This is a genomic window from Luteimonas sp. 22616, from assembly GCF_052044325.1.
In the GTDB taxonomy this organism is placed as follows: domain Bacteria; phylum Pseudomonadota; class Gammaproteobacteria; order Xanthomonadales; family Xanthomonadaceae; genus Luteimonas.
Window position 1 is genome coordinate 170725 of the sequence record NZ_JBQEMW010000002.1, and the last position, 24784, is coordinate 195508.

A 24784-nucleotide genomic window follows, 5' to 3' on the forward strand; every position below is an offset into this window, starting at 1 on the left:
CCTGTGGTCGGCGCGGACCGTGCCCGGGCCTGTGACCATCGCCCCCGGCGATGGGCCTGTCGGCAGGCTCGAACGTAGCGTCGCGGGTCGCGCCGGGCTGAGGCGTGGCGCACATTACGGGGATGAAGACGCACGAAAGCCGTCGTGGTGCAAGGCAGCAAGACGTTCGGCAACGAACAAGAGCGGGCGAGTGACGTTGCCTGCAAAGCCACGCCATGGAACAGCAGGCCGACGGTTTCGGCACCTGTCCGCGGAGCAGCGCGGTTCGCGCCGGGATTCAAACCCTGCCCGTCATCTTCGCATCCCATGGATGGTCCAGCACACGCGGAAGCCATCCATGAACACGGCACGCAATCTGCGCTCGCCCTGCATCCTCCTGGCCTGCGCGCTGTTCGCATCGGCCGCATCCGCCACGGGCATCGCGAAGCCGGACCCTTACGCAGCGATCCAGCGCGACATCGAAAAAGAGATCGCCGCCGGCAGGCTGACCGGCGTGTCGGTGGCGCTCGTCAAGGACGGCCGGATCGTCAAGGAGCAAGGTTTCGGCTGGGCCAATCGCGAAGCGGGCGTGCCGGCGACGGCGCACACCGCATTCTCGATCGCCTCGACCACCAAGCCGTTCACGACCACCGCGCTGATGCTGCTGGCAGCGGAAGGAGAACTGATCCTGGACCGCCCGGCGAACGACTACCTCGGGGCGGAAAAGATCGTCGACGCGAACGGCCCTTCACGCGAAGCCAGCTTGCGCCGGCTGGCGACGCATTCCTCCGGCCTGCCCACCTTCTTCGCGATGTATCCCGAGGGCGGCGCCGCGAGGCAACCGACCATCCCCGAACTGGTCCGCGACTACGGCCACCTGGTCGCACCGGTCGGCGAACGCTACGAGTACTCCAACCTGGCGATGGGCATCCTGGCCGAAATCGTGGCCCGGCAATCGAAGCGGGAATTCGGCGCATTCCTGCGCGAGCGCGTGCTGCAACCCCTGGACATGCGGGACAGCTTCTTCGACACGGACCTGTCGCGCCGCCCGGAAATGGCCTCGCGTTACGACGACGACGGCCAGCCCCTGCCGTTCTACCTGACGGCGACCCCGGGCTCTGGCGAGCTGTATGCCAGCTCGCACGACCTGGCACGCTTTGCGATGCTGCATCTGGGCGGCAAGGGGTTGCCCGCCTCGGCGATGATCCTGGATCGCAAGCAACTGGACGAATTGCACCGTCCCGCGACCCGGATCGCGCCGGGTTTCCATTACGGGATGGGTTGGGAGATCCATAACGCACCCGGGCGACCCGAAGTGCTGCACCATGGCGGCGGCCAATCGGGTGTCAATGCCGAATTCGTGCTCGTGCCGTCACACGGCGTCGCCGCGATCGTGCTCAGCAATCGACGCGGGCCACCAGGCTTTATCGCAGGCGTGCGCGACCGGCTGCTCAAGACGGTGCTGCCGGACTGGACGACCCTGCCCGCGCCGCCGAACCCGCCCTTGCTGCCGCTGCAATCCGCGCAGGATTACCGCGGGACATGGCGCGGAACATTGCTCGCGCAGGGCAAACGGGTGCCGGTCGAGCTTGCCATCACGGAACACGGCAAGGGCACGCTCTCGGTCGGCAGCGGCCCCGCGCATCCAATCGCCGATTTCGGCACGATCGATGGCGTGCTGTCCGGCGAGGTTCCCGGGGACATCGGCAGCCCCGACACCCGCCGCGAGCATCTGGATCAGCTCTCGCTCGCCCTGAAACTGCGGGACGGCCGGATCGACGGCGAGATCGTCGCATGGCGGAAGACATCCCGGAGCATGGCCATGTTCCCGTACTGGACCGACCTGGAGCGCGTGCCGGACGAATGAGCACGCCCGACTTTTCGCTCACCGCAATGCCAGCGTGAGCACGCGAAGCGCTTCGCGCGATCGGCGGTCATTGAGTGCGGTGTAGAGCATCACGTCCTGCGGGGGGATCGGCGGCAAGGACAGGCGTTCGCCGATGTCGACTGTGCCCGATGGCGCGGCGCGCTGCGCCAGCGCTGCCACGGCCAATCCCCCGGCCGCAGCGGCGCCGAGGATCGCGGCGCCCTTGCCGACGAATACTTCATCCCATTCGATGCCGGACTTGTCGAGCGCACGGGTCGCCACCGCCCTGATGCGGCACGACTCGCCTTGCGTTGCCAGCGGCAGCGGTTGGCCGGCGTGGGGTTCCCAGCCGACGGCCGCGAACCAGGAAAACGTCTCGACGAAAGCGGCCCTGCCCTGCTTGCGGCCCTCCGGACGTAGTGCCAGCACCGCGTCGAGTTCACCCTGCTCGTAGGCCTGCATCAGCTCGCGCGTACCGGCCACGCGCATCTCGACCAGCAAGCCCGGATCGTGGTCGCGCATGCGCCGCAACAACGACGGCAATTCGCCGCCGACCAGCAAATGACTGATGCCGATCGCCAGCCGGCGCCGCTCGACCTCGAACGCGGCGACCGCGCGGTCATGGGCCGCAACCAGTTCGCGTGCCATCCCCACAAATGCCTGCCCTTCGGCGGACAGGCGCACATGCCGGGGCGTGCGCTCCAGCAGGCGCCGGCCCAGTTGGTCTTCCAGCCGGCGCAGCTTGAGGCTGACCGCGGACTGGGTGGTGCCCAGCACGTCGGCGGCGCGGGTGAAGCTTTGCAGGTCGGCGGCCAGCACGAAGGCCTTGACCGCGTCGATGTCCAGCGCCTTCATTTTTGAAGATTCGAATTTGAAATGACAGATATCTCTATAGATATGTTTTCAACATCATGCAAGCGGCCTAGGCTCGGCTCCTGTTTCCCGTTGCAAAGGAGTACTGCCGATGAAACGCCTGAGCGGTGTGATGCTCGCGATGCTGGCCGGCCTGGCCACGCGCGATCTGCCTGGACCGGCCCATGACTTCCCGCTGCACGGCACCTGGACCCTGGTGGCTGCGGACAAGATCCTGCCCGGCGGCACACGGGCGCGAGACTACGGTGCGCAACCCAAGGGCAGGTTGGTCGTAGACACCCGAGGCCGATACTCGTTGCAGATATTCAAATCCGAGCGCCTGCGATTCGTCATCGACAGCAAGGCCGACGGCAGCGTCGATGAATTCAAGTCCGCTGTGATGGGCAGCAGCACCCATTACGGCACGGTCACGATCGATGACAAGGCGGGACAGCTGGTCTTTTCGATCGAGGGCGCATCCTTTCCCAACTGGGAAGGCACCGTGCAACGACGCCAGTACCAGCTGGAAGGCAAGGAGCTGAGTTACCAGGTGCCGCCCCGGGCGGACGGCAGCATCCCGATCTCGGTCTGGCGACGACTCGATTGAGTCGTCGCGCGACAGTGTCCCTGACACCTTTTCGTGCGGCGGAAACCGCTGCGCGGGTTCCGCCCTGCGAAGCCTGTCGACCGGCCCGCGAAGCGGGTCTGGCTTGAATGAGGTGTTGTGCACGCTGCAATGATCATTTGTAGTCATTGACCAGCGCGCCGTCCGACGAACCCGGGTACTGCGGAAGCCCGTCCGTGATTTCATAGAAGTCGCTCTTCTCCCCAACAAAAATATGCCCCATCGTCTTGAGCCCCGTGGGGCCGTCCAGGGAGCCTGCGATGATTCCTGTCGCGTCCAGGTCGAAGGGCTCCCAGAACAGGCTTGATCCGCACGCGCGGCAGAAGCCGCGCCGAGCGACCTCGGAAGTCTTGTACCAGGCCAGGCCGATGTCCCTGGTGATCCTGATGTTGACCTTTCGCGCCTTGGAGTGAGGGCCGAAGTTGCCGTGCACGCGCTGGCACATGCTGCAGTGACAGTTGACGACGTCACGCAAGGGGCCTTTTACCTCGTAGCGCACGGCCCCGCAGAGGCAACCCCCTGTCGTGATCTTCTGGTTTTCCGTCATATCGGATCCTTCAAGCGGCCAACGCCCGAGTTGAGCGGACTTGCGCAGCGGAGCCGACAGCATGGCCAGCATTTCCCGCCGTGTTGTGGGCAGAGCAAGGCGAGTTCGGCTTGAACGAATGGCTAGGCGGCGCCCGGCGGATCTTTCTGCGCAGGCGTCTCGGTATGCGCCGAAGCGACCCACTTGCCGCCCTTCCTGACCCAGGTGGTTGTGTCGTACATCACCATCTCATGGCGTTTGCCATCCATCGTGAAGGACTGCTTCGCCTTGTAGGAAGCGATCGCCACATCCGGGATGGGAAAAATAACGCCCTCGTCAAAGAATTCGAAAGACGTGATTCGAGCATCTCCGGACAGGGCCATCGCTTTGTACTCGGCAGGCCCAAAGTAAAGGATGCCCCGGGCACCCGCAGTGGTGGACTGCTCATCCAGAAGGGACACGGCAGTATCAACGTCCATGTCCTTCATGGACTGCCAGAACTTGCGCTCCAAGGCCATGATCTCGTCTTGCGTCGTCATTCGGCACCTCACGCTTGAGAAGCAAACCGACTGTCGCACGCAGGATGTTTGGCTGGCGTCGTCAGCACGCTGCGCCCTGCCCAGGCGGCCCTGACGCTTGGATCAAGCCGCGTCGCGAAGCGGCGTCTGCAAATGGCGTCAGTGCAAATAGTGCCCGGGAAAGCTTGAATAGCCTGAGATTGCCCGTGAAACCCTTCTCACCCGAACTATTTCTTTTGAAGATCGACCAGACGCCCCATTCTTTCAACCTCAGAAAAATTCGTCCCTGACCCCATTCTTGCTGAAATCGAGCCCCATCGAGGATACGCTCTTGGGTTGTGCATTCGGGGACAGGGGAATGGGCGACTCATTGGTACGAGTGGGCACAGTTCAGCCACGCTATACCGCTACCGGCAGGCTTTCGTCGTATTCACTGGAACTGTGGCACGACGGTCTGGGCGAACACCGCGAGGTGAAAAGTTCGGATCCGGATGTGCTTGGAAACAAGGCGGAAGCAGTCCTCCTTAAGTGGGAAGAGAAGTGGCAGACGAAGCAGCAGAAACTTGCACTCTTGGCCACCGTCGAAAGCGCTATGGAAGAGACTGAGGCTGCACAAGCCGCCTTGGTCGACTGCGAAGCGCTGCTGCATTGGACACTTTCAGTAGATGATCGAGTGGACTGGGAAGCACTGAAGGCACACAAGGATTTCAGCTGGAATGGCCGACACGTTGCCGGCATCGTCTACAAGGGCAAATCGAACGAGCCCTCTGTGATCGAAGCAGTCAAGCCGCCGAGAGAACCCCGGAACGGAGATTTCCAGCCGCCCGTTCGCTGGTTCCATCATTTGATCCCTGGTGCGATCCGCAAGCTAGAGGAAGAAGAGCGGAAGAAGCTCCAGGCAGCGCGACGTGCATTCGATGTTGAAATAACCAAGTGCAAGGCAGAAGAGGAGCGCCGCAAAGAACTTCTCGCGAATCAGAAAGATGAATTCGGAAGAGCCTATGAGGCCTACTTGAGCGCGCGGAAGGCGACTGACGCTCGCGTGGACGCCTTTCGCGAGGGCTGGTCCAGACTTGAACCGGAGTCGGTCATCGAGCACGCCGACCTTGTGCTGGGTACTTCCCGCTATCCCGCATGGATGAAGATGGATTACAACGTCGGCTACGATCCGGATCCCCGGATCTTGGTCGTCGACTATCGGCTGCCCTCCCCTGATGAGATCCCGACATTGGAACGCGTCTCCTTTGTCCGCTCCCGCAATGAACGCGTCGAAAAACACATAACCGATGCCAGAAAGAAGAAGCTATTCGACTCGATCTGCTATCAGATCGCATTGCGAACGGTTCACGAGCTGCTCGAGGCCGACGAGGTCAATGCGCTTTCTGCCATCACCTTCAACGGCTGGGTGGAAGCGGTGAACCCGGCTACCGGCAAGGAAGAGCGCAACTGCATCCTTACCGTACAGGCCGGAAAAGACGAATTCCTTACCTTCGACCTGTCCAGAGTCGACCCGAAGATCTGCTTCAAAGCCCTCAAGGGTGTAGCTGCGAACTCCCTGACTGGGCTTGCCCCGGTCCGCCCGATCCTGCAGTTGAAAACAGACGATGCGCGCTTCGTTTCTTCGCGAGAGATCGCTGACAGCCTCGATGACTCAGTCAATCTAGCCGCCATGTCCTGGGAGGACTTCGAGCATCTAGTCCGCGAACTTTTCAGCAAGGTCTTCTCTACCGAAGGCGCCCAAGTCCATGTCACTCAGGCTTCGCGCGACGGTGGGGTAGATGCCATCGCGTTCGACCCCGATCCCATCAAGGGTGGAAAAATCGTGATCCAAGCCAAGCGATACACGAACGTCGTCGGCGTCGGCGCGGTGCGGGACCTCTATGGCACCGTGCTCAACGAGGGTGCAAACCGCGGCATTCTGGTCACCACCTCTAACTACGGTCCAGACGCCCATACCTTCGCCCAAGGCAAGCCACTGACCCTACTCAACGGGAACAATCTGTTGTCCCTGCTGGCCGAGCACGGCCACCAAGCGAGGATCGATATCAACGAAGCACGACAGTTGCTCAAATCTCGTACGAGCTGAAGTAACCAAGACGAGAAGTTGCAAGGCTGGTCAGGCTCACCAATCTCCGGCAGCTCAGCAGAAACTAAACCTGGCCCCGCTTCTTTTGAGCGGCCCTGCATTTCGTCGTCCAGATCGAGTCGGTTCAGTCGTCCTCATCACGAATGATTTCGCCGGTTCGCGCCTGCTGTCGGTCGCGGGGCTCGACGCCGGATCAAGTTACCCGGACAGGCCGTGACCGCTCTCGCTCCGATACCGGGTGGCATCCTTCCATGTCGATGGTTTGTCGGTTGCATAGCGCTCGCCCCAAGCCGCGACGCTGTCGTCGTCGTTGACGACCACATGGACATCGGGGTGACTCAGCCCCTCATTCGGCTCGTTTGCGGAGCGCCGCTCCTGGCTTTCGAGCGGTGTGAATCGCAACGATTCCCAGCGAAAGACGCTCGAACGCCACCTCTTCGAATCCGTGGGTTGCGATCTCCCCGGCAAACGCATCTGCACGGGGAAAGTCGCGAATGCCGTGCAGGAGGTACTTGTAGGCGGATGCATCGCCGCCGGTGGCGAGCCAACCCAGCAACGGCATGCAGAGCGCCATGTAGGCGAGATAGGCCGCGTGGGCCGGCGCCCAGGGAATGCTGGATGCTTCCAGGACGACCAGCCGGCCGCCCGGCCGGAGGATCCGGAACGCTTCATCCAGCGCGCGTCGCCTGTCGCAGATCTTCATGACCAGTGACATGGAGTAAGCATCAACGCTGCCATCGGCAATGGCGGGCATGGCCTCTGCATCGAGTTGCCGCAATTGCACCCTGTCCGCCCACGGCAGCAACCGACGACTGGCGATGGCCAGCATGCCCGGGCTGACATCGGCCGCGATGATGGTCCGCCCTTCGGTCGCCTGCCGGCCCATCAAGCGCAGGATGATGTCGCCGGTACCCGTGGCGCCATCGAGCAGGACATGCCACGGTTCATCGGCAATGCGCCTGGCCACGCGTCGCTTCCACAACCGGTGGATGCCAAGGCTGAAGATGTCGCACAGCAGGTCGTAGCGCGAAGCGATGCGGCCGAACACATCGTCGCGCCGCCAGGCGAACTCCGCTGCATTCCCCGCGTCAGGTCGATCTGTCAGGTCCATGGAAGCGGGCAACGGAGAGGCATGGGGAGGCTCCAGTCTGCTCCCTTTTGCATGTGGTGCAGACGCCCGCTGGAAGGTTCAATTGTCCCTGACAGCATTTCCGATCCCCGTTTCCTGTTCGATCGTCACCTCATCCTGTAGCGCGATCCTGCCCGGTGTCACGGTCGAGCCGTAGACGCCAAGCCGGCCTCCGCGTTCGCGTGCCACCGTTCGCAGGATGGCGGGGGCGCGCTCGGTGGTCTCCGGGTCGATGGTGATCACGACGCAGCGGCCATCGCGCGCGTCCACGCGCATGCGCGTGGTGCCGATGCGCAGCACGGCACCGACCCAGGTGTCCTCGACGAAAGGTTCAGCGGAATCGGCCTCCACCAGCAGGTTCGGACGGAAGCGCTGTACATCCAGCGCCATGCCGACGCGCTCGCCGAGCGCGGCGATCGTCGCGGTCGTGATCAGCGACAGCGGGAAGCTGTCGAACGCGCCACGGTCCAGCCGGATCACGCGCGCACCCTCCGCGGAGAGTTCCGCGGCCAGCGCCGGATCCACCACATCGAATACCGCGCCCGACGGCGTGCGCACGAGGGTCGCCGACCCATCCGGCCTGGCGGGATCGACGAACGAAGGACGGTAATGACGCATGTCCGCACGCTGGCGCAGCGTGAGCCAGGGAAAACCGCTGCGCTCGACGCCGTCGCGCACGAACGCCCAGCGGCGATCCCCGGCCAGCCCGTGCCACGACACGTCGACCGCGTCCAGCGCCTCGGACCCCATCGACTTGACCGGATAGCGCCAGAGTCCGACGACGCGGCCGACGCGTTTCCCGTTGTGATTGCCAGGCATGGCAGCGCCCTCCCGAAAGAGGCGCCCTTGTGCTGTCGACCGCCTCGAGCGTCACGGCCGACGGCCGCTGCAGCGCCTCTCGAAGCGGTGCGCGCCACCAATGGCGGCGCGGGGTGATCTTAAATGATTCAACACAAAGCAAGAAAGGCGTCAGGGGCCACTGAACTGCCGAGAGTTGTTCCTGACACGTTTTTTCTTCACTCGCCGACGTCGTCGATCACGGTGACCGCCGCCGGGATCACGATCAGGCTCACCAGCGTCGCATGATCAAGCCGCCGATCACCGCGACCGCCATCAAAAAATAGCGGGATCAGATTCACTTCCCGTCTCCGGACAGCTCAGCGAGAAGTGAACCCGACCCCGTTCTTGTTAGTTCTTGCCCCGTTCTTGTTTCTGGCCTATGGCGCGGCTCCCGATCCGAACTCGACGACAGCAGGTACGCTCAGCAGTACCTTCGAACGATACTGCCCGTTGAAGACATCCTCCTCCTTCACCACCAGCCGGCGCGCCTTGTCGATCCAGAAACGCTGGACGTTGCCGCTGTCCGGTTGGCCGCTTCTCTTCTCGACCAGCCAGCAGTCGTAGGCGACGCCGTCACCGCCCTGCAACTGGCGCTCGCCGATCACGGTGTAGTCGCCTTCCACCGGCGCCGACATGCCGACATCGAACAGGCGCACGCGCAACGTACCGCCTTTCTCGTAAGGCAGCAGCGGCAACAAGGTGAGGTCGGAATGCCAATTCATCCACCAGCCGCCCCGCATCGCGGCAAAACCGGCTTCCATTTTCTTTCGCACTTCCGGCGAGAGCTCGCCTTCGATGCTGCCTTGCCCGGTCGCCGGCACCACCGCCGCACTGTAGCGCCTGTCCGGCCGGTTCCACGAAGTGGTTTGCGACAGCGTCATCGCATCCTTCGCGGAATGCACGGTGTGTGCGGTGTGCACCTGCCCCGTCTCGTCTTCCCAACGTTGCTCGATCACCCAGGTGTCGGTGCCGTCCGCGCGTTCGCGCTTGACTTCCGTGGTGGCGAGCATCGCGCGCCGGATACCCGTCCCCGGAGCGCCGTGCACGTAGACCAGATAGGTGAGCGTAGCCGGACGCAGCCGGTCCAGGTGCAGGTCCGATGGCAGGACGCGCACGGGCTCGGCTGCGCCGGCCACGGCGGAAAACAGTACGAGAGCGAACGGCAGGACGGTGCGGACAGTACCCATGTACCAATCTCCAGACGGGGAGACCGTATTCGATAACGCGCGTCCTGCTGCCTGCAGTGCCGAATGTCACGTCGCCGCCCGAACCGCAATCGCGGCACACCCAACCTTTCGCCGCCAGCAGGGAGCGGGAATTCGAACTGTTTCTTCTGGAAGTGAACCTGACCTCGTCGTAGCAGATCGAACTTGCGTTCCGCGGCCTTGAATCGCATCGCTACGGTGATGGCATGGAAGACATGCCTGGCCCCGTTCCCTGCTCCGCTGCTGATCCCCGGCATCCTTCCGGGCGTAGCGCGTCAGAGTTGCGCCAGGCCGCCGTCGACGGCGAGCTCGCTGGCGGTCATGAAGCTGCTGTCCGGCGATGCGAGAAAGGCGGCCGCCGCTGCGATCTCCGCCGGCTCGGCCATGCGCTGCAGCGGATTCATCGCGGCGAAGGCCTTCAAGCCCTCCTCGCCCACCGCGGCCTTCGCCAGTTCGGTCGCCGTCGGCCCGGGCGACAGCACGTTGACCCGGATGCCGGTGCCTTTCAGGTCTTCCGCCCAGGATCGCGCGAGGTTGCGCACGGCCGCCTTGCTCGCGCTGTAGGCGCTGAATGCCGGGGCGCCCGTGGTGCCGGCGCTCGACCCGGTCAGGATGATCGAACCGCCCTGGCCCATCAGCGGCAGCGCCTTCTGCACGGTGAAGATCGTGCCCTTCACGTTGGTGTCGAAGGTTTCGTCGATTTGCCCGGCGGTGATCTCGCCGAGCGCTAGCAGGCTGCCCGTCCCGGCATTGGCGAAAACGATATCGAGGGTTCCGCGCTCTGCCTTCACCGCCGCGTAGAGGCGGTCGAGGTCGGCCGGATCGGAGACCGAGCCCTGCACCGCGCGGGCGTTGGGCCCGAGATCGGCCACGGCGGCGTCAAGCGCTGTTTGCCGACGGCCGAAGACGAAGACGAAGGCGCCCTCCTCGATGAAGCGCTTCGCCGCGGCGCGGCCGATGCCGGTCGCGCCGCCGGTGATCACGGCGGTCTTTCCAGTGAGTCTGTTCATCGCTCACGCCTCCTGCTTGAAGAGGTCCTGGAAGATCAAAGGCCCCCAGCTCTTGTCCGCGCGCGCCTGCACCAGCGCGCCGCCCTCTTCGAACTTGCCGAGATGGACGGGCGCGAACCCGAGTTGTTCGGCGAGCGCCGCCACCGGCGCTGCGGCACCTTCGTCGTCGCTCGACAGGAACACGACCCGCCGGCCACCCTGGACGCGCGGGTCGGTGGCCAGCGTGCGGGCGGCGAGATGATTGAAGCCCTTCACCAACCGGGCGCCCGGGAAGGCCTTGGCGACGACCGCGGAGGAGACGCCAAATCCGTTCATCGCGTCAACGATCGTCTTGCCCTGCCAGTTAGCCAGGCTCCTGGCGACCTCGCGATGCTGCTCGAAGGGAACGGCCAGGAAAATGATGTCCGCCTGGATGGCTTCCTGCAGCGTCGTGGGGACGACCGTGGGGCCGATCGCCTTCGCCTGCGGCGCCAGGGCTTCGGGGGGCCGCCGGCTGGCGACCGCGACTTCGATGTTTTGCCGGGCAAAGGCGCGGGCGAGGGCCTGGCCCACGGTGCCGAAACCGATGATTGCGTAGTTCATGTCGTTCTCCATTTCAGTGTCTGGATTGGGTGTGTCCGGCCCGAGCGGGTCGGCTGCCCAACCGATCTGGCGCCCTTGACACATCAATCCAACTGGCGAAACATCGCTCGATACAATCTAACTTTTAGATGACAATGCTCGACAGCGTCACCATCAACCAGCTGCGTGCCTTCGTTGCGGTCTGCGACCAGGGAAGCTTCTCGGGCGCCGCGCGGACGCTCAGGCGCGCGCAGTCGGCCGTCAGCCATGCGATCAAGGCGCTGGAAAGCGCGTTCGACGTCGAACTGTTCGAGCGCAACACGCGCAAGGCGCAGCTCACCGCGGCGGGCCGCAGCCTCCTGCCGGACGCGCGGGCGGTGATTTCACGCACGGAAGAAATGAAGAACCGCGCCCATGCGATCGCCAGGGCCGGGGTGCCGCAGGTGTCGGTGGCGATCGATGCCTACTTCCCGCGCACCCACCTGATCGACTGCTTGCGGACGCTGCAGGAAGAGTTCCCCACCGCAGCGATCAACCTGCGGATCACGACCATGCAGGGCGGCGAGCACCTGGTGCTCGAACGGGTGTGTGCCCTGGCCGTCACGATCGCGAACGTGCCGGAGGTGAACCCGGACGCCATGGAACGCCGCTGGCTATGCGAGGCGGAGATGGTGACGGCCTGTGCGCCATCGCATCCACTGGCCTCGACACCGAACCCCATCCCCATGGACGAGTTTGGCCGACACATCCAGATCGTCGTGACGGACAACCAGCCCGGAGCGGAAAAGACCCAGCAGGGCGTCGCCGGCAAGCGCCAGTGGCTGGTCAACGATCTCGGCGCCAAGCGTGATCTGCTCAAGGCCGGCCTCGGCTGGGGACACTTGCCACGGCACCTCGTCGGCAAGGATCTGGCGAGCGGACAACTCGTCGAACTCGAGCGCCGCGCCTGGCACCTCGGCCCGCTCACGTTCATGACCTCGCAGCGCCGGGGCCACGACCTGTCTCCATGCGAGTCGCGGCTGGTCGAACTCCTTGGCAAAACCTGACCGGGGCTCCGCCCGGCTGCTTTCGCTACCAAGAATCATCCCTTTCTCCCGCGTGCCTCGTCACTGGCTTCTGGATTCAAGCGGAAATGTTTTCCGACTCCTTTTCCGGACGGATACAGGTGACAACGAGCTGAAGAACGCTTGCATTCACACCGCCTTCTCTCCCGAAGTCTCATCTATGGCGCGAATGTCTTTCAGAAGCCCATAAGCACTGGAGTGCTGCCCATGCCCGACACGATCTATGACGCACTGCGTGAAAGCCACCAGATTCAACGCGGACTGTGCCGCAAATTGCTGCGGTCCAAACCGCACACCGAGAACCGCATCGCGACATTCACAGATCTGCGCATCGAACTGGCGGCCCATGCCGCCGCCGAAGAACGCTACCTGTACGCACCGATCCTGATGGACGACATGGGTCTGTCTTCCTCCCGCCACGCCCTGCATGAACACCATGAGGTGGATGAGCTGGTCGAGGAGATGCAGGAAGGCGATCCGGCGAGCCGGGGCTGGTTGGCCACGGCCAGGAAGCTCTCGAAGAAAGTGCATCACCACCTTCGCGAGGAAGAGAAGAAGTTCTTTCAGGTCTCGGGGAAAATCCTCAGCGAGGCTAAAAAGCTTCAGCTCGCCAAGCAGTACCGCCGGGATTACAAGCGAATGCTGAAGGTGTTGAGAGAGGACTGAAATCAGGAAGCAAACCATTGGGATGAGGGTCAGCGCCTGAGGTCTCCCTGTTTTCGTGGGAGGAGTTCCCGCGTATCGCGGACAGGTGCGTATCGTCGTCTGGGCGCGGTTGTCCCGGTAGGCGAAGTTGCCCTTCTCGGGGCTTCACGAAACCCTCCTCCAGGAAGGGCACCTGGCCAAAAGGCTGGCGAGCGAAATGCCCTGCCCCGGTCATTGAACGGGACGGACCCGACTTCGTAGTCCAGCCCGGCTTCTTCGCACGCCCAGCAACGTAGGGCGGAACCGCCACAGGCGATTCCGCCGGATGTGACCACGGGCATAGGCGCCGCATGCCTTCCGGAAGCACCCCCTGTCCGGCAAGATGCAATCCCTGCACGTCAAAGGATTGATGGCATGCCTGACTATCGACGGGCTCGCGCCCCGGGCGCCACCTGGTTTTTCACCGTCAACCTGCTCGAACGTCACCGCAACACATTGCTGGTGCGCGAGATCGACCGCCTTCGCACCTGCCTGCATGCCGAGCGCCAACGCCGGCCGCTCGCGATCCTGGCGTGGGTGGTCCTGCCGGAGCACATGCACTGGCTATGGCGCCTGCCGCCCGGGGATTCGGACTATTCGACGCGGTGGCGGCGCATCAAGACCGACTTCAGTCGCGGGCTGCCCAACACGGAGCGTCGCTCGACGATCCGGCACGCGCGCGGCGAGCGAGGCATCTGGCAACGCAGATTCTGGGAGCACCAGATCCGCGACGAGATCGACTTGCAGCACCACATCGACTACATCCACTTCAACCCCGTCAAACATGGCCTGGTCACACGGACGGCGGATTGGCCGCACTCCAGCTTCGCCACCTATGTCGAGAGAGGGGTGTACACCCGCGATTGGGGCGCGGCGCCTTCATTCGACATGCCCGATGACTGCTAGAGACACGCGACGTAGGGCGGAACCGCCGCAGGCGATTCCGCCGGATGTGACCATGGGGATACGCGCCGGATAGACATGCGGCGGAATCCGCTTCGCGGGTTCCGCCCTACGAGGTCTGCTGCCGCCGTCAATGCGCTCGCGATCCATTGCCTTGTCGTGGCCATACCATTGCCCCCCTGCCAACGAAGCGAAAGACTCTAGCAAACCGATGGAGGATGGACACTTCGGGGTCCACAGAAATGCCGTCCATGGCTTGGCCACCAAACGCAAATTCTTGTTACAAGCCGGCTTCGTCTCCGACCGCACTGCAGCTTTTCGTCTTCCTCGACCCGCATTATCCTGGTTAGTGACAGCGGCGCAGCCGGCAAAGTTACTTCTAGCAAGAATCGGAGTCAGAGGCATTCTCGTAGCCGGCAGAAAATTTCAGAAAATCGACTCTGACCCTTGTTTTGCCCCCCTCTTGCGCACGATTGGAAGTGAACCTGACCCCGTTCTTCATGCCGCGCGGGCGCGGGATTGTTCAGAGGATCCTAGAGATTAAGTACACCTGACCCCGTTCTTCACCGGCTCAGACGATGCTCGTATGAATTCCCTCGCATATGTTGCGAACAAATGAAAGAGACCGCGTCACGTCGGCGGTTTCGATCGGCCATCGCTCGCCGAATACACCAGGGATAAGATCCGCCTCATGAGCAATCTTATTTCTTCGATCAATCAAGAGCTTCAATTGATCCTTGACGGCTCGGTCAGTTGTTGACATGGCCGAGGCCACAGCTTTCCACAAATCAATCTCAGAGAACAAACGCACTGCATCCGCTACTTTTTCTGGCTGTTGAAACGAAAGAAAGCTGTGTCGCTCGCGAACTTCAGCCTCGAACACGGCTGCTGATCCAGAAGATGCGACGGCCACTGAGACGCGATACTTCAAAAATGCCGTCGTTGGAGGTCTTCTGCTCTCGAATATTTCTTTCATGCCAAGGACTGTGACCTCATGGACGTAATAATCAAGGGCACTTACTGAAAGAACGATCTGTGCGCGCAGCAGGTCTGATCCATCCACGGCAGAAGTGGTAAGCCCTGCGAGCGCCGCATGGAGACCGCCTAAATGCTCGACGTGAAGCAAGCTCTTACGAAAGGAGTCAATGGCTCGCTGCATATTCGGTAAGCGCAATAATCCTGTCCGCAGCCGCGGAAAAAAGCTCATTGAAGCTATTCATGGAGCGTTTCGTTCGCTCAAGAACAATTCCAGTCTGCTCCAGCTGCTCGTCACTCAGTGCAAACACAGGCACCTTGTGTTTTTGGGAGAGCGCGATCAATCCGTTAAAGTCAGACATCTGAAGAAGAGGCTTGCCAACAGCGAGATCTATCCCCGCATAGGCCGCCTCTGGCAGCGTCATATCGCATTCTTTCAGAGATGGAATTAGCTTACTTAGTACCGCTTGCTCGACTTCGTCAATCCACTTCTGAAACGCAGCCGAGGGCGTATCAGTATCCCGAATTCGGTACTTCTGAATCACAGTTCCCAGGAATTTCGGATTTACTTGAGGAAATGGGTACGTAGCCTTCTGGAGAACAGAAAGGCTTTGCGCCTGCTTAGCCCACGCCTTCCACTTCGGCAATACCGATGCAAGCGAATCGGTAGCCATAACTGAGAAGTAGTCCGGCGCCATAGGCACAAGGAAGAAATCACTTGTCATCAGAAGATTCTGATTTATAGGCCCAAGACTAGGGCTCATATCAACTATGACGTAGTCGCTCTCATACTTCTGAGCAGTCAAGTTAAAGAGATGGTGTAATGAACCTGGCAGATTTTGCAGCGTTACAAGAGATCCTGAGAGTTCTTGAGCAATACCTAGTGTTACCTCATACTCCGCAAGGCCAATATGCCCAGGTATCAATTGCATATTCGGCTGACCCGCAATTGGCTCGCAATCAATAGGATCAATCGGGGATGGCCTAGATTCGAAAGCAGGTGCAAGACCATCACGGATGTTCTTGACGCCATCTGACTCATAGATTGCAGCAAACTCTTCGCTGGCTTTGAATCCAAGCACCATTCCAGTGAGATTGCATTGAGGATCACAGTCTGCCAATAGGACTTTTTTCCCTTTGGAGGCGAGCATCCATCCAAGATTGAATGCCGTAGTTGTTTTGCTTACGCCACCCTTGTGATTAAAAAGAGATATCTGCACTGCCATTTTTCAACTTCTCCTAAAAACCACGATCAACAATGGGTGAGTACTTCCGGCAAAGTCGGGGGTCAAGCAAGGTGTCCTGGGCAATTTGAACTGTCGAAAATTGTATCTGCACCTTTTCTTCTACGCGGATTCCGCTCTACAAGGTCTACGCGCTTTCTGTTGCACGCCTTATCGGAGCGAGATTTCGTTCGGAATCGTCTGAGCCACTACTCCCTTTGACTTGAAGTACGAATCCGCTACAGACTCGAGCTCGTCAAAACACTCGCTCGTTGATTCATCGACGGACTCCCGAACTCTAGCCATACCCGCGTAGTCAGCCATTGACTCAATCATTTCCTCCCGGGCTTTCATACTTTCCTCAGTGAATACATAGCGAACTCCTTGCTTCAATCCATCTGCAACGTAGCTTGCGTCAGACATCTCCGCCCGCTTTGTCTCCTTGGCTCGATATGCAGACGCCTCTTTTCCATAGATTTTTCGAAGCGAGGCGAGATCGGGGTTCTCACATTTCACATTACGAGCATTCTTGAGCATATAAACGGCAAGCTCTTCGCCATAGCTTTCCGGGAATAGCTTGCTCTTTGAGTTACGCAAGAGATGTACAACCTCTGCCACCATCTGATCGACTCTCGGCCACGAAGAATCAATTTCTGTCAGGTATTTGCTTAGATTTTGATGCTTATGACCTGACAACGATGAGTTGACATCATTGACTAGCCTGCGCATCGACTGCGACATATAACTAAGCCTCGGCGCAGAAACCAACATTGATCCATGCTGTTGAAATATCGTCATTTGTGCCGCCAACAAACCCTTCTCAGCCACCTGTGCTTTTGCCGTAGCTTGTTGCGCAACATGAAGATACTTTTGCGCGTCGGATCGAGCGCCTTGCACTGAGCGAATTAGCTTCTCGCGTTCTGCAGTAATCAGTCGAATATCTCGTTGCTTCTGCTGTAGAACCAGATGCGCTTCATTCGCGGCCTTCTTGGCCTTCGCAATGTCTACAAAAATTTCTTTGCGCTCAAGCTCAAGTTGCGCAAGCTGCTCCGACATCAATTCCTTCTGACGCGTCGGAATAACGGTGTTCTGGTAAGTGAGCCAAAGCACCCAGACCGTAAACAGCTGTATCGCCACCATCAATCCATTTATGAAGATAGCCGACCAAGCGTTGTCAGAGGCTGCGTTAAACCTCTGAAATATGCTGAAGCGTTTAGCTAAGGTGCCGGCAGGCACATAGAGTCCTTCTTCCGACCTTTCAAACCTCATCCCGGCGCCAGCCACTTGCGAGCCATTCAAGAGTTTCCACTCACCCGCACTTCGAATACCCGCAGTTCAAACAAGTCGCACACCCATCCATGATCACCACGGCCTTGGTGCTGCACTTGTGGCACATGGATGCGGAAGGCGGGAACGAGGTGCCGTCGCCGGTGACGGCGATATCCTCGGCGGGGTCTTCCATGTTGGCGGTGTAGTCGATCGGCTCCTGCGCCTGGGCGGGAGCGGCTACGTCAGATTTTTTTTTTGAGCGCTGCTCGTAGGCGTGGCGCTTCTCGGCGATCAGCGCGCGCCGGGCGGGGCTCATCTCGGGGTCGTGGATCATGCCGATCGACTTGAGGTGGTCCTCGATGATGCTGCCCAGTTCGGCGACCAGCGACGGCATGTACACGCCGCCGGCCTTGAAGTAGCCGCCCTTGGGGTCGAACACGGCCTTCATCTCGTCGACCAGGAAGGTGACGTCGCCGCCCTTGCGGAACACGGCGGACATGATGCGGGTCAGCGCGACGATCCACTGGAAGTGTTCCATCGACTTGGAGTTGACGAAGATCTCGAACGGGCGGCGCTGCTCGTGCTCGGAGCCTGCGTTGAGCACGATGTCGTTGATGGTCACGTACATGGCGTGCTCGACCAGCGGCGACTTGATCTTGTAGGTGCTGCCGATCAGCACTTCGGGGCGCTCGATGCGCTCGTGCATCTGGATCACGTCGGCGACGGGCAGCTCGGCTTCGGCCTTGTCGCGCGCGACGGAGGCGCCGGCGACGGCTTTTTCCTTGTCCTCGGCGCTGACGACGGCGTACCCGGTGATTTTCTTTTCGATCTTGACGGCCATGACGCGGTTCCTGATTGCTGTGCTTGTTATGTGTGGGGCGTGTTGCGGGTGTGGGACAGGGCGAAAGCGGGGCCCTCACCCCAGCCCCTCTCCCGCTTTGCGGGAGAGGGGCTTCGGAGCATCACTTCTTCTTGGCGACCTTGCGGGTGGCCTTCTTGGCGCCGGCCTTCTTTGCCGGTGCCTTTCTGGCGGCCTTCTTCGGTGCTGCCTTCTTCGCGGCCTTCTTCGGGGCGGCCTTGCGGGCGACCTTCTTGGCGGCCTTCTTCACCGCGCCCTTCTTGGCGGCGACCTTGCGCTTGACGGTCGCCTTCTTGGCCGAGGCCTTCTTCGCGACCTTCTTCGCGGCCTTCTTTACCGCCTTCTTGGCGGCGGTCTTCTTGCCGGCACCCTTGTTCTTCAGCGCGGCGACTTCGGCCTTGGCCGAGGCGCTGGCCGAGGCGAGCGTCTTCTTGGCCTTGGTGACGCGCTTGCCGACCGCCTTCTTCGCCTTGCTGGCCGTCTTGCTGACGGCCTTCTCGGCCTGCTTCGCGGTCTTCTTCGCCGACTTCACTGCCTTGCTCGCGCGCTTGGTCACGGCGCTGCCGATTTCCTTCGCCTTGTCGGCGACGGCTTCGGCGGCATTGGTAAGGGTCGCGGTGACCCCGTTGCCGTTGCTCATTGTGTTTCCCTCGTCAGGTCTGTTACGGGCGGGGCGCCCGCCGGCGAAATGTAGCGCGAAGTTCGGGGCGTGTATGCAAGGTGGCGCGCCGGTTGCGGTCGCGGGTTTTGCGGATGGGAAACGCGGGTGCCTGCGGGACCCCTCCCCGGCCCTCCCCTGCCTTCGCGGGGGAGGGAGCAGGGCGGATCAGAACTTGCCGTAGTAACCCTCTTTGAGTGCGTCGAACAGGTTGGCGGCGGTGTGCAGCTCGCCGTCGTATTCGATCTGCTCGTTGCCCGGGACCTCGACCACGCTGCCGTCGTCGAGTTCGAAGCGGTAGGTGGTGTTGGCCAGGTCGGCCTCCTTCACCAGCACGCCCTGGAAGGCGGCGGGGTTGAAGCGGAAGGTGGTGCAACCCTTCAGGCCCTTCTCGTGGGCGTAGCGGTAGATGTCCTTGAAGTCCTCGTACGGGTAATCCGTGGGGACGTTGGCGGTCTTGGAGATCGAGGAGTCCACCCACTTCTGCGCGGCGGCCTGGACGTCGACGTGCTCGGTCGGGCTGATGTCGTCGGCGGAGATGAAGTAGTCGGGCAGCTTCGAGGCCGGTTCATCGCTGAACGGCATCGCCTTGGCGTTGACCAGCTCGCGGTAGGCGAGCAGCTCGAAGGAGAACACGTCGACCTTTTCCTTCGACTTCTTGCCCTCGCGGATCACGTTGCGGCTGTAGTGGTGGGCGAACGACGGCTCGATGCCGTTGGAGGCGTTGTTGGCCAGCGACAGCGAGATGGTGCCGGTGGGGGCGATGGAGCTGTGGTGGGTGAAGCGGGCGCCGGTCTCGGCGAGCTCCTCGACCAGCTCCGGGGCGACGGTGGCGATCTGCTGCATGTAGCGGCTGTAGCGCGCGTGCAGCTGCTTGCCCTCGATCTTCTGGCCGATGCGCCAGCCGTCCTTCGCCATCTCCGGGCGCTTGCGCAGCATCTCGGCGGTGACCTCGAACTGCTCGCCCATGATCGGCGCCGGGCCCTTTTCCTGGGCCAGCGACAGGCCCGTCTCCCAGCCGGCCACGGCCATGTCGCGGGCGATGCGCTCGGTGAACTCGCACGACTCCTTCGAGCCGTACTTCATCTTCAGCATCGTCACCGTGGAGCCCAGGCCGAGGAAGCCCATGCCGTGGCGGCGCTTGCGCATGATCTCGTTGCGCTGCTGCTCCAGCGGCAGGCCGTTGACCTCGACCACGTTGTCGAGCATGCGGGTGAACACGCGCACGACTTCCTTGTATTCCTCCCAGTCGAACTGCGCCTGGTCGGTGAACGGGTCGCGCACGAACTTGGTCAGGTTGACCGAACCCAGCAGGCAGGCGCCGTAGGGCGGCAGCGGCTGCTCGCCGCAGGGGTTGGTGGCGCGGATGTTCTCGCACCACCAGTTGTTGTTCATCTCGTTGACGCGGTCGATCAGGATGAAACCCGGCTCGGCGTAGTCATACGTGGACACCATGATCATGTCCCACAGGTGCCGGGCCTTGATGTGGCCGTAGACCTTGCAGGCCACCAGGCCGTCGTCGCGGACGATGTAGTTTTCGTGCTGCGGCCAGTCGCGCCAGGCCACCTGGTCGGCGTTGGACAGGTCGATGCCGCCCTGTTCCTTTTCGTTGATCGGGAACACCAGCGGCCACTCGGCGTCGGTCTTGACCGCGTCCATGAAGCCGTCGGTGATCAGCAGCGACAGGTTGAACTGGCGCAGGCGGCCGTCCTCGCGCTTGGCGCGGATGAAGTCCTTCACGTCCGGGTGGCTGACGTCGAAGGTGCCCATCTGCGCGCCGCGGCGGCCGCCGGCGGACGAGACGGTGAAACACATCTTGTCGTAGATATCCATGAAGGACATCGGCCCGGAGGTGTAGGCGCCGGCGCCGGCGACGAACGCCCCGCGCGGGCGCAGGGTGCTGAACTCGTAGCCGATACCGCAGCCGGCCTTGAGCGTCAGCCCGGCCTCGTGGACCTTCTCGAGGATGCCGTCCATCGAGTCGACGATGGTGCCGGACACGGTGCAGTTGATGGTGCTGGTGGCGGGCTTGTGCTCCAGCGCGCCGGCGTTGGAGGTGATGCGGCCGGCAGGGATCGCGCCGCGGCGCAGTGCCCAGAGGAAGCGCTCGTTCCAGTACTGGCGCTTGTCGGCGGTGGGCTCGGCCTCGGCCAGGGCCTTGGCCACGCGCTGGTAGGTGCCGTCGATGTCGGCATCCACGGCTTCGCCGGTCTTGGTCTTGAGGCGGTATTTCTTGTCCCAGATGTCCTGCGACGCCGGTTGCATCGGGATGTCCTTGGCGGTTTCGTTCTTCACGGCCTCGAGGCGCACGGTGCTCATGCTGGTTGGATCTCCTTGCTAATCCTGGCCCGGGTCGTCCCGGAACCTGTTGTTCTTGTGGTTTTGCCGCGCACCGGGCTGGCCCGGATGCGGCGACAGCGAAGCCGCGCCGCAGGCATGCGTCGCGCTGGAAATGACGTGGTTTTTGCCGGCGAATCCTGCTCCCATCGCGCACCATCCCCCGTGGCGTCGTGTTCACACGAAAACCCAGACAACCCCCAATGCTTGGGTCCTACCTTCCCGCCCGACCCCAACATGTTGTGGCCGGACGGGTATTCAAGCTACCCGGCACCCTGCCTGAAGTCAACTGTCGCCGACGCCTGTTTCGTGACACAGGTCCGGTGCCCGCGGGGACTGCGCGGGCGGGTGGAAACGGCCCCGGACGGGGCCGGAAACCGCCCTCGGCGCGGCATCTCCGGTCGCGGGTGCGGGGGGCCACCCGGCCTGCCGCCCGCGCCGGCAGATGCCCGTTGCGGCGGCCTGCGACGCATGCGATTGGCGAACTTCACCACCGATTCAACGGTCCATGGAGACACTCAACGCCGCCGGACGGGGGCCCGGACTTGGGCCGGGGCACCGCCGCCCGCATCTGTTGTCCGCACCCGTCGCGGTGCCCGATGACGTGCCCGATCCAAGCTTTCGAAGGAATCCCATGCGCCCGACGTCCAACGCCACCCGGACCCTGTTTGCCCTGACCCTGGCCGCCGCTTTCGGCGGTTTCGCCGCCACCGCGCTGCGCGATGGCCTGGACCGGCCCGCCCACGCCGAGCCGGCCGCGCCGGCGGCACTGCCGGCCGTCACCGCGCTGCCCACCACGGTGGCCGGGCAGCCGCTGCCCTCGCTGGCGCCGATGCTGGAAAAGGTGACGCCGGCGGTGGTCAGCGTGCGCACCCGGCAGGTAGTGCGGGTGAGCCCGTTCGGCAACGACCCGTTCTTCCGCCGCATGTTCCCCGAGCTTTCCCAGCAGCAGCTCAACCAGTCGCTGGGGTCGGGCGTGATCATCGACGCGAAGAACGGCTACGTGCTGACCAACCATCACGTGATCGAGGGCGCCGACGACGTCACGGTCACGCTCTCGGACGGGCGCACGGTCAAGGCCGAGTTCGTCGGCTCCGACCCCGACACCGACGTGGCCGTGATGCGCATCCAGGCCGACAACCTGACCGCGATCCCGCTGGCCGACAGCGACCGCCTGCGGGTGGGCGACTTCGTGGTCGCGGTGGGCAACCCGTTCGCGGTCGGGCAGACGGTGACCTCGGGCATCGTTTCGGCCGTGGGCCGCAGCAACGTGCCGGGAGTGGGATTCCAGAACTTCATCCAGACCGACGCCTCGATCAACCCGGGCAACTCCGGCGGCGCGCTGGTCAACCTCAACGGCGAGCTGGTCGGCATCAACACCGCCAGCTTCAACCCGCGCGGCTCGATGGCCGGCAACATCGGCCTGGGCTTCGCGATCCCGTCGGACCTGGCCGAGAACGTGATGCAGCAGCTGCTGGCCGGCGGCGTCGTGCGCCGCGGCACGCTGGGCATCGAGACCCAGGACGTGGACGAGCGGATCGCCAAGTCGCTGGGGCTGGACGTGGCCCGCGGCGCGGCGGTGACGCGCGTGTATGCGGACTCGGCCGGCGAGAAGGCGGGGCTGGAGCCGGGCGACGTGATCGTGGCGGCCAACGGCCAGCGCATCAACGACAGCGAGACGCTGCGCAACTTCCAGGGCCTGCAGGCGCCGGACGCGAAGGTGACGCTGGACGTGCGCCGCGCCGGCAAGCCATTCACGCTGTCGGCCACGCTGCGCGAACAGCCGCGCGCGCTGGAAGGCAGCACCATCGACCCGCGCCTGTCCGGCGCCCGCTTCGCCGAACTGCCGGAAACCGCGCGCCGTGGCGGCATCAGCGGCGTGCTGGTGGCCGAGGTCGCGCGCGGCAGCCGCGCCGAACGCAACGGCCTGCGCGAGGGCGACGTGGTGCTGGCCGCGAGCAGCGGCGGCTTCGGCGACCTGCCCAGCTTCCGCGCCAGCGTCAGCAAGCAGCCGCAGCAACTGGTGCTGCGCATCCTGCGTGGTGGCGCCCAGGGCACCTTGCCGATGCGGTGAAGCGACGAGGGCAGGCGTAGCAGGCGAGGCGCCATGCTCACGCCTCGCCGACCCGGAATCGGCGATCATCCGAGGAACTATCCGCCCACCCCCGGAGCTCCCACGATGAATCCCACCCACACCGACAACCTCAAGAGCAACCTCGGCGAAGCCAGCGACCACCTCAAGCAGGCCGCCAGCCACGCGAGCGATGCGATCCGCGGCGCCGCCAGCATCGCCGGCGACGAAGTGCGCCTGGGCAAGGCGCAGGTGAAATCGGATCTGGCAGACGGCGCGCTGTCGGGCATCGCTGCGCTGGAGGAAGGCGCCGGTGCGGCGCGCGAGCAGGTCGACCAGCTGATGGACAAGGGCCGCGACCTGGTCGACAGCGCCGCCGACCTGATCCGCGAGCGCCCGCTCGCCTCGTTCGGCGTCGCCTTCGCCGCCGGCTGGATCATCGCCAAGCTCGCCCGCAGCGGCGGCGGAGACAAGTAAGGTTCGGTCACGAGGGGGAACGACGTGGCCGACCGCGACGCGCAAGACCAGCCAGACCCGCACGACGACGACACCGGCAAGCCGCCGCACCTGGACGAGAGCGTGCGGCGCATCGGTGCCGCCGGCCGGGCGACGATCGACTCGGCGCTCGACACCGGCCGCGCGCTGCGCAGGCTGGTCTCGGCCGACCTCGCCCTCGCGCGCAGCGCGATGGGCCGCGCGCTGGCCTGGGTAGCTGTGGCGATCGTGTTCGGCGCCTCGGCCTGGCTGCTGGTGATGGGCGTGCTGACCGCGCTGCTGCATTCGCTGGGGCTGTCGTGGCTGGCGGCGTTCGCGATCTGCGCGGCGCTGAGCCTGGGCGTCACCGGTTTCGCTGCGTGGCGGGTGTCGGTGTTCTTCGAATACGCCGGCATGCACGCCACGCGCCGGCAGCTGGCGCGCTTCGGGATCGGTGACGAGGACGCCGACGACGAAGACGATCCGCCGGCGACCGCGCCGCAGGCGGGCGCGCCGTGAAGTTCGAGGCCATCCGTCGCCGCGTCGAGCGCCACGAGCAACTGGTCGAAGGCCGCGCGCTGCAGACCGGCACGCGGATGTCCGCCCTCAGGACCACCTGGCGCGAGAGCTGGACGCCGACGCGGATCGTCCTGGCCGGCCTCGCGGCCGGCTTCCTGGTGGGCCGTTCGGATCCGTCAGTGGCCCTGAGGCGGCTCGCGGGCGGCGGCCGCTGGCTGCAGCTGGTGGGCGCGCTGTCGGGGCTGTTCGCTTCGCTGCAGTCGACCGTCGCCGCGGCCAGTGCCGACAAGGCGGTGGACCACGCCGACCAGGCAGCGAGCCAGGCCGGCCACGCGGCGGACGAGGCCGGCGACGCAGCGGTCGCGGCGCAGGCCGTTGCCGAAGCGACGCCTGCAGCGGACGTCGACGTTGACGCCGAACCGCGGCCACGCGCCGACCGGCGTCGCCCCGACCCCACCTGGACCACGCCGCCCGCGCCCGCGGAAGCGGCGACCGACGTCTCCGAACGCTGACCACCCCCTGCCCCGCGAGGCCACGCTGTGAACACCCA

25 protein-coding genes are annotated in these 24784 nt (G+C 63.4%); 10 read left to right on the plus strand and 15 right to left on the minus strand.

Annotated features, from left to right (window positions below):
• The first annotated feature begins 337 nt into the window (after nt 1–337).
• Complete coding sequence (locus tag ACTJIL_RS13160; RefSeq protein ID WP_440756071.1) at nt 338–1846, plus strand: serine hydrolase domain-containing protein; 1509 nt, start codon at nt 338–340, stop codon at nt 1844–1846.
• Between the two features lie 18 nt (nt 1847–1864).
• Here the strand turns inward: ACTJIL_RS13160 and ACTJIL_RS13165 are convergent, their stop codons facing one another.
• Nucleotides 1865–2701, minus strand: a complete 837-nt coding sequence (locus tag ACTJIL_RS13165; RefSeq protein WP_440756072.1) for a LysR family transcriptional regulator — start codon at nt 2699–2701, stop codon at nt 1865–1867.
• Nucleotides 2702–2810: 109 nt separating this feature from the next.
• Between ACTJIL_RS13165 and ACTJIL_RS13170 the strand changes: the two genes are divergently transcribed.
• Nucleotides 2811–3305, plus strand: a complete 495-nt coding sequence (locus tag ACTJIL_RS13170; RefSeq protein ID WP_440756073.1) for a lipocalin-like domain-containing protein — start codon at nt 2811–2813, stop codon at nt 3303–3305.
• 133 nt (nt 3306–3438) lie between these two features.
• On the opposite strand, the gene ACTJIL_RS13175 is transcribed toward ACTJIL_RS13170, so the two are convergent.
• Nucleotides 3439–3942, minus strand: coding sequence for a GFA family protein (locus tag ACTJIL_RS13175; protein WP_440756074.1), 504 nt, complete (start codon nt 3940–3942; stop codon nt 3439–3441).
• A 50-nt stretch (nt 3943–3992) separates the two neighbouring features.
• Nucleotides 3993–4388: a nuclear transport factor 2 family protein gene (locus ACTJIL_RS13180; RefSeq protein WP_440756075.1), complete on the minus strand. Its 396-nt coding sequence runs from the start codon at nt 4386–4388 to the stop codon at nt 3993–3995.
• Between the two features lie 337 nt (nt 4389–4725).
• Between ACTJIL_RS13180 and ACTJIL_RS13185 the strand changes: the two genes are divergently transcribed.
• On the plus strand, nt 4726–6453 hold the full coding sequence (locus tag ACTJIL_RS13185; RefSeq protein WP_440756076.1) for a restriction endonuclease: 1728 nt from the start codon (nt 4726–4728) through the stop codon (nt 6451–6453).
• Nucleotides 6454–6799: 346 nt separating this feature from the next.
• Here ACTJIL_RS13185 and ACTJIL_RS13190 read toward each other — a convergent pair whose 3' ends face one another.
• The 6 genes from ACTJIL_RS13190 to ACTJIL_RS13215 form a co-directional block, all read right to left on the minus strand.
• Nucleotides 6800–7564, minus strand: coding sequence for a ubiquinone/menaquinone biosynthesis methyltransferase (locus ACTJIL_RS13190; RefSeq protein ID WP_440756077.1), 765 nt, complete (start codon nt 7562–7564; stop codon nt 6800–6802).
• A gap of 78 nt (nt 7565–7642) precedes the next feature.
• Nucleotides 7643–8401 (minus strand): MOSC domain-containing protein, encoded by a 759-nt coding sequence (locus ACTJIL_RS13195; RefSeq protein WP_440756078.1) that lies wholly within the window; start codon nt 8399–8401, stop codon nt 7643–7645.
• A 197-nt stretch (nt 8402–8598) separates the two neighbouring features.
• A complete protein-coding gene (locus ACTJIL_RS13200) occupies nt 8599–8721 on the minus strand; it encodes a hypothetical protein (RefSeq protein WP_440756079.1) in 123 nt (40 codons plus the stop codon).
• 78 nt (nt 8722–8799) lie between these two features.
• Nucleotides 8800–9609, minus strand: coding sequence for a DUF3108 domain-containing protein (locus tag ACTJIL_RS13205; RefSeq protein ID WP_440756080.1), 810 nt, complete (start codon nt 9607–9609; stop codon nt 8800–8802).
• A 293-nt stretch (nt 9610–9902) separates the two neighbouring features.
• Nucleotides 9903–10637, minus strand: a complete 735-nt coding sequence (locus tag ACTJIL_RS13210; protein WP_440756081.1) for an SDR family NAD(P)-dependent oxidoreductase — start codon at nt 10635–10637, stop codon at nt 9903–9905.
• Nucleotides 10638–10640: 3 nt separating this feature from the next.
• Complete coding sequence (locus ACTJIL_RS13215; protein WP_440756082.1) at nt 10641–11219, minus strand: NADPH-dependent F420 reductase; 579 nt, start codon at nt 11217–11219, stop codon at nt 10641–10643.
• A gap of 134 nt (nt 11220–11353) precedes the next feature.
• Here ACTJIL_RS13215 and ACTJIL_RS13220 point away from each other — a divergent pair, with 134 nt between their 5' ends.
• From ACTJIL_RS13220 to ACTJIL_RS13230, 3 genes are all read left to right on the plus strand, one after another.
• Nucleotides 11354–12244, plus strand: a complete 891-nt coding sequence (locus ACTJIL_RS13220; RefSeq protein WP_440756083.1) for a LysR family transcriptional regulator — start codon at nt 11354–11356, stop codon at nt 12242–12244.
• Nucleotides 12245–12469: 225 nt separating this feature from the next.
• Nucleotides 12470–12928, plus strand: coding sequence for a hemerythrin domain-containing protein (locus ACTJIL_RS13225; protein WP_440756084.1), 459 nt, complete (start codon nt 12470–12472; stop codon nt 12926–12928).
• Nucleotides 12929–13321: 393 nt separating this feature from the next.
• Nucleotides 13322–13852: an REP-associated tyrosine transposase gene (locus ACTJIL_RS13230; protein WP_440756085.1), complete on the plus strand. Its 531-nt coding sequence runs from the start codon at nt 13322–13324 to the stop codon at nt 13850–13852.
• Nucleotides 13853–14420: 568 nt separating this feature from the next.
• On the opposite strand, the gene ACTJIL_RS13235 is transcribed toward ACTJIL_RS13230, so the two are convergent.
• The 6 genes from ACTJIL_RS13235 to ACTJIL_RS13260 all read right to left on the minus strand — a co-directional run bounded on the left by ACTJIL_RS13235 (nt 14421) and on the right by ACTJIL_RS13260 (nt 21152).
• Complete coding sequence (locus tag ACTJIL_RS13235) at nt 14421–15056, minus strand: HEPN domain-containing protein (RefSeq protein WP_440756086.1); 636 nt, start codon at nt 15054–15056, stop codon at nt 14421–14423.
• Nucleotides 14992–16050 carry a ParA family protein gene (locus tag ACTJIL_RS13240; protein ID WP_440756087.1) on the minus strand — a complete coding sequence of 353 codons (1059 nt, stop codon included), beginning with the start codon at nt 16048–16050 and terminating at the stop codon, nt 14992–14994. Before ACTJIL_RS13240 ends, ACTJIL_RS13235 begins: the two co-directional genes overlap by 65 nt.
• A 168-nt stretch (nt 16051–16218) precedes the next feature.
• A complete protein-coding gene (locus tag ACTJIL_RS13245) occupies nt 16219–17346 on the minus strand; it encodes a hypothetical protein (RefSeq protein WP_440756088.1) in 1128 nt (375 codons plus the stop codon).
• 10 nt (nt 17347–17356) lie between these two features.
• Entirely contained in the window at nt 17357–18157 is an 801-nt protein-coding gene (locus tag ACTJIL_RS13250; RefSeq protein ID WP_440756089.1) for a TSCPD domain-containing protein, read from the minus strand.
• Nucleotides 18158–18278: 121 nt separating this feature from the next.
• Nucleotides 18279–18815 (minus strand): hypothetical protein, encoded by a 537-nt coding sequence (locus ACTJIL_RS13255; protein ID WP_440756090.1) that lies wholly within the window; start codon nt 18813–18815, stop codon nt 18279–18281.
• A gap of 186 nt (nt 18816–19001) precedes the next feature.
• The gene (locus ACTJIL_RS13260) at nt 19002–21152 is read right to left on the minus strand and encodes an adenosylcobalamin-dependent ribonucleoside-diphosphate reductase (protein WP_440756091.1); all 2151 of its coding nucleotides are present in this window, start codon (nt 21150–21152) and stop codon (nt 19002–19004) included.
• A gap of 652 nt (nt 21153–21804) precedes the next feature.
• On the opposite strand from ACTJIL_RS13260, the gene ACTJIL_RS13265 reads away from it, so the two are divergent.
• From ACTJIL_RS13265 to ACTJIL_RS13280, 4 genes are all read left to right on the plus strand, one after another.
• Nucleotides 21805–23244, plus strand: coding sequence for a Do family serine endopeptidase (locus tag ACTJIL_RS13265; protein ID WP_440756092.1), 1440 nt, complete (start codon nt 21805–21807; stop codon nt 23242–23244).
• Between the two features lie 105 nt (nt 23245–23349).
• Complete coding sequence (locus ACTJIL_RS13270) at nt 23350–23718, plus strand: hypothetical protein (RefSeq protein WP_440756093.1); 369 nt, start codon at nt 23350–23352, stop codon at nt 23716–23718.
• A 24-nt stretch (nt 23719–23742) separates the two neighbouring features.
• Nucleotides 23743–24234 carry a phage holin family protein gene (locus ACTJIL_RS13275; RefSeq protein WP_440756094.1) on the plus strand — a complete coding sequence of 164 codons (492 nt, stop codon included), beginning with the start codon at nt 23743–23745 and terminating at the stop codon, nt 24232–24234.
• Nucleotides 24231–24746: a protein sip-5 gene (locus ACTJIL_RS13280; RefSeq protein ID WP_440756095.1), complete on the plus strand. Its 516-nt coding sequence runs from the start codon at nt 24231–24233 to the stop codon at nt 24744–24746. Before ACTJIL_RS13275 ends, ACTJIL_RS13280 begins: the two co-directional genes overlap by 4 nt.
• Nucleotides 24747–24784 lie beyond the last annotated feature (38 nt).

Excerpts from the sequence above, each read along its gene's own strand:
- ACTJIL_RS13170 (WP_440756073.1), top strand. The coding sequence starts at position 2,811 with ATGAAACGCCTGAGCGGTGTGATGCTCGCGATGCTGGCCGGCCTGGCC.
- ACTJIL_RS13165 (WP_440756072.1), bottom strand. The coding sequence starts at position 2,701 with ATGAAGGCGCTGGACATCGACGCGGTCAAGGCCTTCGTGCTGGCCGCC.
- ACTJIL_RS13185 (WP_440756076.1), top strand. The coding sequence starts at position 4,726 with ATGGGCGACTCATTGGTACGAGTGGGCACAGTTCAGCCACGCTATACC.
- ACTJIL_RS13215 (WP_440756082.1), bottom strand. The coding sequence starts at position 11,219 with ATGAACTACGCAATCATCGGTTTCGGCACCGTGGGCCAGGCCCTCGCC.
- ACTJIL_RS13190 (WP_440756077.1), bottom strand. The coding sequence starts at position 7,564 with ATGGACCTGACAGATCGACCTGACGCGGGGAATGCAGCGGAGTTCGCC.
- ACTJIL_RS13235 (WP_440756086.1), bottom strand. The coding sequence starts at position 15,056 with ATGAGCTTTTTTCCGCGGCTGCGGACAGGATTATTGCGCTTACCGAAT.
- ACTJIL_RS13210 (WP_440756081.1), bottom strand. The coding sequence starts at position 10,637 with ATGAACAGACTCACTGGAAAGACCGCCGTGATCACCGGCGGCGCGACC.
- ACTJIL_RS13255 (WP_440756090.1), bottom strand. The coding sequence starts at position 18,815 with ATGAGCAACGGCAACGGGGTCACCGCGACCCTTACCAATGCCGCCGAA.
- ACTJIL_RS13250 (WP_440756089.1), bottom strand. The coding sequence starts at position 18,157 with ATGGCCGTCAAGATCGAAAAGAAAATCACCGGGTACGCCGTCGTCAGC.
- ACTJIL_RS13260 (WP_440756091.1), bottom strand. The coding sequence starts at position 21,152 with ATGAGCACCGTGCGCCTCGAGGCCGTGAAGAACGAAACCGCCAAGGAC.
- ACTJIL_RS13240 (WP_440756087.1), bottom strand. The coding sequence starts at position 16,050 with ATGGCAGTGCAGATATCTCTTTTTAATCACAAGGGTGGCGTAAGCAAA.
- ACTJIL_RS13195 (WP_440756078.1), bottom strand. The coding sequence starts at position 8,401 with ATGCCTGGCAATCACAACGGGAAACGCGTCGGCCGCGTCGTCGGACTC.
- ACTJIL_RS13180 (WP_440756075.1), bottom strand. The coding sequence starts at position 4,388 with ATGACGACGCAAGACGAGATCATGGCCTTGGAGCGCAAGTTCTGGCAG.
- ACTJIL_RS13225 (WP_440756084.1), top strand. The coding sequence starts at position 12,470 with ATGCCCGACACGATCTATGACGCACTGCGTGAAAGCCACCAGATTCAA.
- ACTJIL_RS13265 (WP_440756092.1), top strand. The coding sequence starts at position 21,805 with ATGCGCCCGACGTCCAACGCCACCCGGACCCTGTTTGCCCTGACCCTG.
- ACTJIL_RS13175 (WP_440756074.1), bottom strand. The coding sequence starts at position 3,942 with ATGCTGGCCATGCTGTCGGCTCCGCTGCGCAAGTCCGCTCAACTCGGG.
- ACTJIL_RS13270 (WP_440756093.1), top strand. The coding sequence starts at position 23,350 with ATGAATCCCACCCACACCGACAACCTCAAGAGCAACCTCGGCGAAGCC.
- ACTJIL_RS13220 (WP_440756083.1), top strand. The coding sequence starts at position 11,354 with ATGCTCGACAGCGTCACCATCAACCAGCTGCGTGCCTTCGTTGCGGTC.
- ACTJIL_RS13205 (WP_440756080.1), bottom strand. The coding sequence starts at position 9,609 with ATGGGTACTGTCCGCACCGTCCTGCCGTTCGCTCTCGTACTGTTTTCC.
- ACTJIL_RS13230 (WP_440756085.1), top strand. The coding sequence starts at position 13,322 with ATGCCTGACTATCGACGGGCTCGCGCCCCGGGCGCCACCTGGTTTTTC.
- ACTJIL_RS13160 (WP_440756071.1), top strand. The coding sequence starts at position 338 with ATGAACACGGCACGCAATCTGCGCTCGCCCTGCATCCTCCTGGCCTGC.